Genomic DNA, 8,635 nt, shown 5'->3' with positions numbered 1-8,635 from the left:
GGGCCCCCCCCTCTCTGCTTGCCGCGGTTCTCCGCGCCCGTCTCAGATCCTGACCTGGACCGCGCGGCTGAGTCGGTCGTGCAGTCCGCGGCCGTCACGGTCCCAGACGATGGCCGGGATCAGCAGGGCGAGCAGCGCGGTGCGCAGCACCACACGGCCGATGCCCAGCCGTCCGCCGTCCTCCGAGACCACTCGGAGGCCCAGGATCCGCTTCCCTGGGGTAAAGCCCACAGTGCCGACCGTGAGGATGGCCAGGGCGATGAAGACGGCCAGCGTCCAGTTCCCCGCACCGTTCCAGTCCCGGCCCGTGATCAGCCCGTACGCGATCAGCTGGCAGCCCAGCCAGTCGATGGCCACGGCGCCGAGGCGGCGGCCGAAACGGGCCACGGAGCCGGGCCCCTGCTGGGGCAGACCGAGCTGTTTGCCGGGGTACCCGAAGTCGGCACCCATCTCCTCGGCGGCCTCGCGGGGGCCGGAGAGCCAGGATCCGATTGCTTGCCTCTTGTCCACCCGGACACGGTACCCGTGCCGCTCGACGCCGTTCCGGCGGGACCCTGGTTAACTTGTGCGAAACAAATGGGTCATGCTTGAGAAACCCCGTCTGCTTATGGTCGGGTCAGCGTGCGGCACCGCACTGACGCACCACTAGCTATAAAGCCCGCCCTGCCCCGGGGTCGGGAGTAGGAGGAGTTGGATGTTCAAGAACGCCGACGAAGTGACGCAGTACATCAAGGAGAACGACGTCAAGTTCGTCGACGTCCGCTTCTGCGACCTGCCTGGTGTGATGCAGCACTTCACCATCCCGGGGCGCGTCTTCGACCCGAACGAGGAGCTGGCGTTCGACGGCTCCTCGATCCGCGGCTTCCAGGCGATCCACGAGTCCGACATGGCGCTGCGTGCCGACATCACCACCGCGCGCCTGGACCCGTTCCGCAAGGACAAGACGCTCAACATCAACTTCTTCATCCACGACCCGATCACGGGCGAGGCCTACAGCCGTGACCCGCGCAACGTCGCGAAGAAGGCCGAGGCCTACCTGGCCTCGACCGGCATCGCCGACACCGCGTTCTTCGGCCCCGAGGCCGAGTTCTACGTGTTCGACAGCGTGCGCTTCGCGACCACCGCGAACGAGAGCTTCTACCACATCGACTCCGAGGCCGGCGCCTGGAACACCGGTTCCGAGGAGAACAACCGTGGTTACAAGGTCCGCTACAAGGGTGGTTACTTCCCCGTAGCCCCGGTCGACCACTTCGCCGACCTGCGCGCCGAGATCTCCCTCGAGCTGGACGCCCAGGGCCTCCAGGTCGAGCGTCAGCACCACGAGGTCGGCACCGGTGGCCAGGCCGAGATCAACTACAAGTTCAACACGCTGCTCGCCGCGGCCGACGACCTGATGCTCTTCAAGTACATCGTGAAGAACGTCGCATGGAAGAACGGCAAGACCGCGACCTTCATGCCGAAGCCGATCTTCGGTGACAACGGCTCGGGCATGCACGTGCACCAGTCGCTGTGGGCGAACGGCGACCCGCTGTTCTACGACGAGACCGGCTACGCGGGTCTGTCGGACATGGCGCGCTACTACATCGGCGGCATCCTCAAGCACGCCCCGTCGCTGCTCGCGTTCACCAACCCGACGGTGAACTCGTACCACCGCCTGGTCCCGGGCTTCGAGGCGCCGGTCAACATGGTGTACTCGCAGCGCAACCGCTCCGCCGCGATGCGCATCCCGATCACGGGCTCGAACCCGAAGGCCAAGCGCGTCGAGTTCCGCGCCCCGGACCCGTCCTCGAACCCGTACCTGGCGTTCTCGGCCCTCCTGCTGGCCGGCCTCGACGGCATCAAGAACAAGATCGAGCCGATGGAGCCGATCGACAAGGACCTCTACGAGCTCTCCCCGGACGAGCACGCGAGCGTCCCGCAGGTCCCGACCAGCCTCGAGGACGTCCTCAAGGCCCTCGAGGAGGACCACGAGTACCTCCTGGCCGGCGGTGTCTTCACCCCCGACCTGATCGAGACCTGGATCGACTACAAGCGCACCCACGAGATCGCCCCGATCGCGCTGCGCCCGCACCCGCACGAGTTCGAGCTCTACTTCGACCTCTAAGCCGTGCCGTGCTGACGCACTGATCACCCGGAGCCCCGCCCCCTTCCACGGAAGGGGGCGGGGCTCCGTCGTTTCCGCCCGGCGGGCGGCCTGCCGGTGGTTTGCTGCGTGGATGGACGACGTGTGGAAGACCATCGGGGCCCTCGTGGCCCGGTTCGACGAGCACGACCGGGAGTGCGGGGTGGGGCGGGAGGAGAGCCTGACGCTGCAGGTCCTGAAGATCGGGGAGGAGTTCGGGGAGGCGGCGCAGGCCGTGATCGGGGCCCGGGGCACCAATCCCCGTAAGGGGAACTCGCACACCTGGAGCGACGTGGAGGCGGAGGTCGCCGATGTCATCGTCACCGCGATGGTCGCCCTTGCCCGGATGCGGCCCGACGCCCCCGCCTTCCTCGCCGGGCATCTGCGGGAGAAGTCGCAGCGGTTCCTGTGACGGGAACGGTGGGCGAGACCGGCCCGCGGGGCGGGCCGCCGGGGCGGGCCGGACCGCTCAGCGCATCAGGGGCATGGCGCCCGTGAGGTCGCGTAGGCAGCGGACCGCGAGTTCGGACGGGGAGCCGGGGCCCGCGGGCGGGGTGTCCGTGGCCGACCAGAGTTCCAGGGCGATGCGGATCGCGTCCGTGGCGGCCGCCGAGAGGAGGCGGACGCCGAGGGTGTCGGCCTCCGGGCCGGCGAGCCGGGCGATCACCGGGACCAGGCGCTCCTCGGAGTCCTGGTTGACCCGGTACCAGACGGCCCGCAGAGCCTCGTCGGTCGCGGCGGCGCGCAGCAGGCCGCGGGTGACCTCCAGGCCCTCCTCGAGTGCCTGGGGGTCCGTGAGGGAGCGGGTGACCGCCCGCTCCAAGGCCTCGGCGAGCGGGGTGCCGGGGTCCTCTTCGGCGAGCAGCGCGCGCCAGGCGTCGCCGCCGCCCGCGAGGAGGGGGGCGACGGCCTCCTGCTTGTTGCGGAAGTAGCGGTAGAACGTGCGCAGCGCCACGCCCGCTCGATGCGCGATGTCCTCGGCGGTGGTGCCGTCGGGGCCGTGCTCGGCGAAGAGTTCGCAGGCTGCGCGGGCGATGTCGAGCTGGGTGGCCGCCTTGCGGCGCTCGTTCAGCGACTGGGCTCCGGGGCCGGCCTGGGGAGAGTACGGACGAGGGGATCTCACGGTGGGAAGGATACCTCGTGCCGAAGAGCGGTATTGCACGTTTTGACAGGCTGGCAAACCGTGTCATGACGGGAGTACGCTCGTCCCCATGAACCGTTACGAAGGACGTCGCGTCCTCATCACGGGCGGCGGCTCCGGCATCGGCCAGGCCACCGTCCACCGCATCCTCTCCGAGGGCGGCCGGGTCCACGCCGTGGACGTCAACGAGGCCGGCCTCAAGGCCACCGCCGATCAGGCGGCCGCCGACGGCCACGCCGACCGAGTCACCACCGCCGTCCTCGACATATCCGACGAGGCCGCGGTCAAGGCGGGCGTGGCCGCCGCCGTCGACGTCCTCACCGGGATCGACGTCCTGGTCAACGCCGCGGGCATCCTGCGCTCCGCGCACACCCACCAGACCACTCTGGACCTCTGGAACCAGGTCATCGCGGTGAACCTGACCGGCACCTTCCTGGTCATCCGCGAGTCGCTCCCGGCGCTGCTGGCGGGCGAGCAGCCGGTCGTCGTCAACTTCAGCTCCACCTCGGCGAGCTTCGCGCACCCCTACATGTCCGCCTACGCGGCCAGCAAGGGCGGCATCCAGTCCATGACCCACGCACTGGCCGCCGAGTACAGCAAGCAGGGCCTGCGCTTCGTCGCCGTGGCCCCCGGCTCCATCGAGAGCGGCATGACCACCGGCACCGGCCCCGGCCTGCCCGAGGACACCGACTGGAGCCTGTTCACCAAGCTCGCCCCGGCCCTCGGCCAGGGCTTCGCCGGCCCGGCCACGGTCGCCGGCGTCGTCGCCATGCTGGGCTCCGAGGACGGCGCCTTCATCACCGGTACGGAGATCCGCATCGACGGCGGTACGCACTACTAGGCGGCACCGGGCGATGCCGGGCATCGCCAGGCATCAGTGGCCGCCAGTGGCTGTCAGCGCCCATCAGCAGCCATCAGCGGGAATGACGGGGGCATCAGCCCCTGAAGCGGTCCCACAGCCGGGGGAAGCGCTCCGCGAGCACGGCTTCGTTCTCGAAGTCCAGCGCGGCGCCCTCCGGCTCGGCCGCCTGCAGCGGGACCCCCAGTTCCGGCGCGACCGACCCGGTCAGCTGCTCGTACGCCTCGTCCGCCGCGTACCCCAGCTCCTCGCCGTCCCCGTCGAGCTCCTCGTCGAACTCGTCGAGGAGCTCCGCCAGCTGGTCCGGATCGTGGACCCCGCCCTCGAAGACCTCCCGGCCCTGGCCGATCAGCCAGCACCGGAAGTAGTCGAACGCGTCGTCGCTCGCCCCGTCGAGCAGCACCCACGCGGCGCCCCACAGGTCCCAGGTGTACGCCCGGTTGTACCGCGACTCGAAGTGTCGGGCGAAGTCCAGGACGGAGTCCGGGTCGAGCTGTGCCAGCCGCTCCACGAGCAGCTCGGCGTGTTCCTCGGGGTCGCCGTCGGCGGCCTCGCGCGTACGGTCGACCATCTCCCAGAATTCCGTCTCGTCCATCACTGCTACAGCATCACGGGTCAGCCCTCGCGCCGCCACCGCGCACGGCGCGAAAGGCCGGTCCAAGCCCCCCGCACGGCCGCATGCGCGAAAGGCGGCCCGCTCCCGAAGGAGCGGACCGCCTCACGGTCGTTCAGGGTGCCGGGGCCTACAGGCCGTAGCGCTCCCGGGCCTCCTTGATGGAGGACGCCGGGACCTCGCCGTGGCGGGCGAGCTGGGCCAGCGTGGCCACCACGATGGACTGGGCGTCGACACCGAAGTGGCGGCGGGCGCCCTCGCGGGTGTCGGAGAGGCCGAAGCCGTCCGTACCCAGCGAGGTGTAGTCCTGCTCGACCCACTGGCTGATCTGGTCCGGGACCTGACGCATCCAGTCGGAGACGGCGAGCACCGGGCTGGTGACGCCCTCCAGCGCGCGGGTGACGAACGGGGTGCGCATCTCGCCGCGCAGCAGCGCCTCGTCGCACTCCAGCGCGTCGCGGCGCAGCTCGCCCCAGGAGGTGGCGGACCAGACGTCGGCGGCCACGTTCCATTCGGCGGCGAGCAGCTTCTGCGCGTCGAGCACCCAGTGGATCGCCGTACCGGAGGCCATCAGCTGGATCTTCGGGGCGTCGGCGGGCGGAGCGGCCTCGCCCAGGTCGGCCGCCGTGTTGAAGCGGTACAGACCCTTGAGGATGCCTGCCTCGACGCCCTCGGGCATCGCGGGCTGCACCTTCGGCTCGTTGTAGACCGTCAGGTAGTAGAAGACGTCTTCCGGCTTCTCGCCGTACATCCGGCGCAGACCGTCCTTGACGATCACCGCGATCTCGAACGCGAAGGCCGGGTCGTAGTTGAGCGACGCCGGGTTCGTGGACGCGATCAGGTGCGAGTGGCCGTCCGCGTGCTGCAGGCCCTCACCGGTCAGGGTGGTGCGGCCGGCGGTGGCGCCGACGATGAAGCCCTTGCCGAGCTGGTCGGCGAGCTGCCACATCTGGTCGGCCGTGCGCTGCCAGCCGAACATCGAGTAGAAGATGTAGAACGGGATCATCGGCTCGCCGTGCGTCGCGTACGACGTACAGGCGGCGATGAAGTCGGCCATGGCGCCGGCCTCGGTGATCCCCTCGTTGAGGATCTGGCCGTCCTTGGCTTCCTTGTAGTACATGAGCTGGTCGCGGTCGACCGGGTCGTAGGTCTGACCCAGCGGCGAGTAGATGCCGGCCGACGGGAAGAGGGACTCCATACCGAAGGTACGGGCCTCGTCGGGGACGATCGGAACCCAGCGCTTGCCGGTCTCCTTGTCCCGCATCAGGTCCTTGACGAGCCGGACGAAGGCCATGGTGGTGGCCATCTCCTGCTTGCCGGAGCCCTTGAGCAGCGGGGCGAAGGACCGGTCGGCCGGAGCCGGCAGGGCCACGTGCTTGACCTTGCGGGCCGGGGCCGGGCCGCCGAGCGCCGCGCGGCGCTCGTTCAGGTACTGGATCTCGGGGCTGTTCGCGCCCGGGTGGCCGTACGGGACCTGGCCGTCGGCGAAGGCGCTGTCCGGGATCGGGAGGCCAAGGAGGTCACGCATGTCCTTGAACTCGTCGATCGTCAGCTTCTTCATCTGGTGGTTCGCGTTCTTCGACTCGAACCCGGCACCCAGCGTGTAGCCCTTGACGGTCTGCGCGAGGATGACCGTCGGCGCACCCTTGTGCTCCAGGGCGGCCTTGTACGCGGCGTACACCTTGCGGGGCTCGTGGCCGCCGCGGGAGGTGTGGAAGCACTCGGCGATCTTCGCGTCGGAGAGCACACCGGCCAGCTGCACGAGCTCGGCGTTGGCGCCGAAGAAGTGCTGGCGGATGTAGGCCACGTCGCGGGTCGCGTACGTCTGGAACTGCGCGTCGGGTACCTCGCGCAGCCGGCGAACCAGGGCGCCCGTGGTGTCGAGCTGGAACAGCTCGTCCCAGGCGGAGCCCCACAGCGACTTGATGACGTTCCAGCCGGCGCCGCGGAACTGGGCTTCCAGCTCCTGCACCACGCGGAAGTTGGCGCGGACCGGACCGTCGAGGCGCTGCAGGTTGCAGTTGATGACGAAGGTCAGGTTGTCGAGCTGCTCGCGGGAGGCCAGGGCCAGGGCGGCGGTCGACTCGGGCTCGTCCATCTCGCCGTCGCCCAGGAAGGCCCAGACGTGCGAGTTGGCGGTGTCCTTGATGCTCCGGTTCTGCAGGTAGCGGTTGAAGCGCGCCTGGTAGATCGCGGAGAGCGGGCCGAGGCCCATGGACACCGTCGGGAACTCCCACAGCCACGGCAGGCGCCGCGGGTGCGGGTAGGACGGCAGGCCCTGGCCGCCGGCTTCCTGGCGGAAGTGGTCGAGCTGCTGCTCGGAGACGCGTCCGTCGAGGAACGCGCGGGCGTAGATGCCGGGGGAGGCGTGGCCCTGGATGTAGAGCTGGTCGCCCGATCCGTCGGCCTCCTTCCCGCGGAAGAAGTGCTGGAAGCCGGTCTCGTACAGCCACGCGGCGGAGGCGAAGGTGGCGATGTGGCCGCCGACGCCGTACTTGGAGCCGCGGGTCACCATGGCGGCCGCGTTCCAGCGGTTCCACGCGGTGATCCTGGCTTCCATCGCCTCGTCGCCGGGGAACTCAGGCTCCGCGGCGGTGGGGATGGTGTTGACGTAATCCGTCTCAAGGAGCTTCGGCAGCGCGAGGCCGGCGGCCTCGGCGTGCTGAAGGGTGCGACGGAGCAGGTATTCGGCGCGGCGCGTACCGGCGGCCTTGGCGACGGCGTCGAGGGAGGCCGCCCATTCGGCGGTCTCCTCGGTGTCGCGGTCCGGGAGCTGGTCGAGCTCGCTCGGAAGCTTTCCTACGGGGTCGGACATCGGTGTGCGCCGCCTTCCGGACAAAGGAGAGGTGGTGAAGAAATCCCTGACGGGCAGGACAGGGTCGTTGGACCCGGGTGGGGTCCGCGGATGACTGTAAGACGCTGATCGATGATCGATCAAATGAAAGTGACGAAGAAACGCCCATAAGACAAAAGTCGGCACCGGGTGCCATGAAAAAAGGCACCCGGTGCCGGGCAAATCAGGGCAAGGCGGGCTGTCCTGTGGGGCTGCGCGGGCGGGATCAAGCCCGCGGCGCACACCCCAGAACGTGTCGCTTCACCAGCAGGCCGATGTCCGGGTCCTGATTGCGGAAGGCGTCCACCAGGGCCTCGTGCTCTTCGGCGTAGGACTTCTGGACGGTGCCCAGCCACCGGATGGACAGGGCCGTGAAGACCTCGATGCCCAGGGACTCCCAGGTGTGCAGCAGCACGCTGTTCCCGGCCGCCCGCACCAGCTCCCGGTGGAAGCCCACCGTGTGCCGCACCTGGGCCGTGCCGTCCGCGCTGCGGTCGGCCTCCCACAGGGCCGCCACGTGCGGTTCCAGGGCGGTGCAGTCGGCCGCCAGCCGGGGCGCCGCCAGCTCGGCCGCGATCTGCTCCAGGCCGGCCCGGACCGGATAGATCTCCTCCAGGTCCGCCGCCGACAGGTTCCGTACGCGCACGCCCTTGTTCGGCGCCGACTCGATCAGCCGCAGCGTCTCCAGCTCGCGCAGGGCCTCGCGTACGGGTGTCTGGCTGACCTCCAGCTCCACCGCGATCCGGCGCTCCACGATCCGCTCACCGGGCTTCCAGCGCCCGCTGACGATCCCCTCCACGATGTGCTCGCGGATCTGCTCGCGCAGCGAGTGCACGACGGGTGGGGTGATCATCGGGCTTCATCTCCTGAGGGATGTGCAGGGGCGCGCGGGGCCTTGATGCGTAGACAATACGGCGGCGCCGCTCGTCGCGATGCGTTCCTGGTCAGAGGCGCAGGGTGAGGCTGGTTACAGGCGTCCGCGGGCAGGGGCCGGGGGATGGCCCAGCGTACGACGACGGCGCCCCCACCCGGGACTTGCGTTCCGGGTGGGGGCGCCGTGTGCGACA

At 69.7% G+C, this 8,635-nt stretch carries 8 protein-coding genes; 3 read left to right on the top strand and 5 right to left on the bottom strand.

What is annotated here, in order from left to right:
- Positions 1 to 42: 42 nt before the first annotated feature.
- Positions 43 to 510 (bottom strand): RDD family protein, encoded by a 468-nt coding sequence (locus OTB20_RS10220; protein WP_267816573.1) that lies wholly within the window; start codon positions 508 to 510, stop codon positions 43 to 45.
- Positions 511 to 694: 184 nt separating this feature from the next.
- Between OTB20_RS10220 and glnA the strand changes: the two genes are divergently transcribed.
- Complete coding sequence (gene glnA / locus OTB20_RS10215; RefSeq protein ID WP_267816571.1) at positions 695 to 2,104, top strand: type I glutamate--ammonia ligase; 1,410 nt, start codon at positions 695 to 697, stop codon at positions 2,102 to 2,104.
- Between the two features lie 112 nt (positions 2,105 to 2,216).
- Positions 2,217 to 2,534 carry a MazG-like family protein gene (locus OTB20_RS10210; RefSeq protein ID WP_267816570.1) on the top strand — a complete coding sequence of 106 codons (318 nt, stop codon included), beginning with the start codon at positions 2,217 to 2,219 and terminating at the stop codon, positions 2,532 to 2,534.
- A gap of 57 nt (positions 2,535 to 2,591) precedes the next feature.
- Here the strand turns inward: OTB20_RS10210 and OTB20_RS10205 are convergent, their stop codons facing one another.
- Positions 2,592 to 3,245, bottom strand: coding sequence for a TetR/AcrR family transcriptional regulator (locus OTB20_RS10205; RefSeq protein ID WP_267816568.1), 654 nt, complete (start codon positions 3,243 to 3,245; stop codon positions 2,592 to 2,594).
- A gap of 88 nt (positions 3,246 to 3,333) precedes the next feature.
- Here OTB20_RS10205 and OTB20_RS10200 point away from each other — a divergent pair, with 88 nt between their 5' ends.
- Positions 3,334 to 4,104 (top strand): SDR family NAD(P)-dependent oxidoreductase, encoded by a 771-nt coding sequence (locus OTB20_RS10200; RefSeq protein WP_267816566.1) that lies wholly within the window; start codon positions 3,334 to 3,336, stop codon positions 4,102 to 4,104.
- A 94-nt stretch (positions 4,105 to 4,198) separates the two neighbouring features.
- Here OTB20_RS10200 and OTB20_RS10195 read toward each other — a convergent pair whose 3' ends face one another.
- The 3 genes from OTB20_RS10195 to OTB20_RS10185 form a co-directional block, all read right to left on the bottom strand.
- Complete coding sequence (locus tag OTB20_RS10195; RefSeq protein WP_267816565.1) at positions 4,199 to 4,717, bottom strand: DUF4240 domain-containing protein; 519 nt, start codon at positions 4,715 to 4,717, stop codon at positions 4,199 to 4,201.
- 148 nt (positions 4,718 to 4,865) lie between these two features.
- Positions 4,866 to 7,550 carry a pyruvate dehydrogenase (acetyl-transferring), homodimeric type gene (gene aceE / locus OTB20_RS10190; RefSeq protein WP_267816564.1) on the bottom strand — a complete coding sequence of 895 codons (2,685 nt, stop codon included), beginning with the start codon at positions 7,548 to 7,550 and terminating at the stop codon, positions 4,866 to 4,868.
- 244 nt (positions 7,551 to 7,794) lie between these two features.
- Positions 7,795 to 8,418, bottom strand: a complete 624-nt coding sequence (locus OTB20_RS10185) for a GntR family transcriptional regulator (RefSeq protein ID WP_267758551.1) — start codon at positions 8,416 to 8,418, stop codon at positions 7,795 to 7,797.
- Positions 8,419 to 8,635: the final 217 nt, after the last annotated feature.

The organism is Streptomyces sp. H27-H1 (assembly GCF_026627445.1).
Taxonomy (GTDB): Bacteria; Actinomycetota; Actinomycetes; order Streptomycetales; family Streptomycetaceae; genus Streptomyces.
The sequence above is the reverse complement of the archived record's forward strand: the minus strand, read 5'-3'. Positions and strand labels throughout refer to the sequence as shown.

Excerpts from the sequence above, each read along its gene's own strand:
- OTB20_RS10200 (WP_267816566.1), top strand. The coding sequence starts at position 3,334 with ATGAACCGTTACGAAGGACGTCGCGTCCTCATCACGGGCGGCGGCTCC.
- glnA (WP_267816571.1), top strand. The coding sequence starts at position 695 with ATGTTCAAGAACGCCGACGAAGTGACGCAGTACATCAAGGAGAACGAC.
- aceE (WP_267816564.1), bottom strand. The coding sequence starts at position 7,550 with ATGTCCGACCCCGTAGGAAAGCTTCCGAGCGAGCTCGACCAGCTCCCG.
- OTB20_RS10195 (WP_267816565.1), bottom strand. The coding sequence starts at position 4,717 with ATGGACGAGACGGAATTCTGGGAGATGGTCGACCGTACGCGCGAGGCC.
- OTB20_RS10210 (WP_267816570.1), top strand. The coding sequence starts at position 2,217 with ATGGACGACGTGTGGAAGACCATCGGGGCCCTCGTGGCCCGGTTCGAC.